Here is a 758-nt window from a genome sequence, read left to right on the forward strand (position 1 = left end):
AATCATAACCACCCGTCAAACGGGTGGTTTGTACCAGGGCTATAAGCCCAAATTACCAGCCAGCGCCTAAAGACGCTGGCTTTCACGTTGTTCAAGCCTTATTGCTCTTGACTCGTCACTTGCCTCTTAAAGAGACATTGGTACTACTTACCACTATCCCTAAAGGGATCCTCATATTCTTTCACACTTAATTTATCTAGTGCTATATCATGTTTTTCCTGTTCTTGGATATATTTCTTAATTGTGGCTTCATTGAGTCCAACCGTACTCACATAATAACCTTCTGCCCAAAAATGCCGATTCCCAAACTTGTACTTGAGATTGGCGTGTTTGTCAAACATCATGAGTGCACTTTTGCCTTTTAAATAACCCATGAAACTTGAAACACTTATCCTTGGTGGAATACTTACTAACATATGTACATGATCAGGCATTAAGTGTCCTTCGATAATCTCAACACCTTTATAACTACATAATCGGTGGAATATTTCTCCCAAACTACTTCGATATTGATTATAAATGATTTTTCGTCTATACTTAGGGGTGAACACAATGTGATATTTACACATCCACTTTGTGTGTGATAAACTATGTGCCTTTTGTGCCATATTTTTCTCCTTTCGCTTTACAATTGGCTTGAACACCTTTATTGTATCGCGTTTGGAGTTTTTTTGGTATAACCTTCGACGCGCACCCGCATAGCGGGTGGTTTATTTGTCTCGCACCTAACGGAGCGAGACGGACTGAAAGTCACATAA

Annotated in this window: 1 protein-coding gene; it reads right to left on the bottom strand. The window is 39.6% G+C overall.

What is annotated here, in order from left to right:
* Nucleotides 1–143 precede the first annotated feature (143 nt).
* Nucleotides 144–608: an IS200/IS605 family transposase gene (tnpA, locus tag QM460_RS10420; RefSeq protein WP_000057435.1), complete on the bottom strand. Its 465-nt coding sequence runs from the start codon at nt 606–608 to the stop codon at nt 144–146.
* Nucleotides 609–758 lie beyond the last annotated feature (150 nt).

The organism is Streptococcus infantis, from assembly GCF_047464415.1.
Taxonomy (GTDB): Bacteria; Bacillota; Bacilli; order Lactobacillales; family Streptococcaceae; genus Streptococcus; species Streptococcus infantis_AE.

Coding starts and splice junctions, on each gene's coding strand:
- tnpA (WP_000057435.1), bottom strand. CDS start 608: ATGGCACAAAAGGCACATAGTTTATCACACACAAAGTGGATGTGTAAA.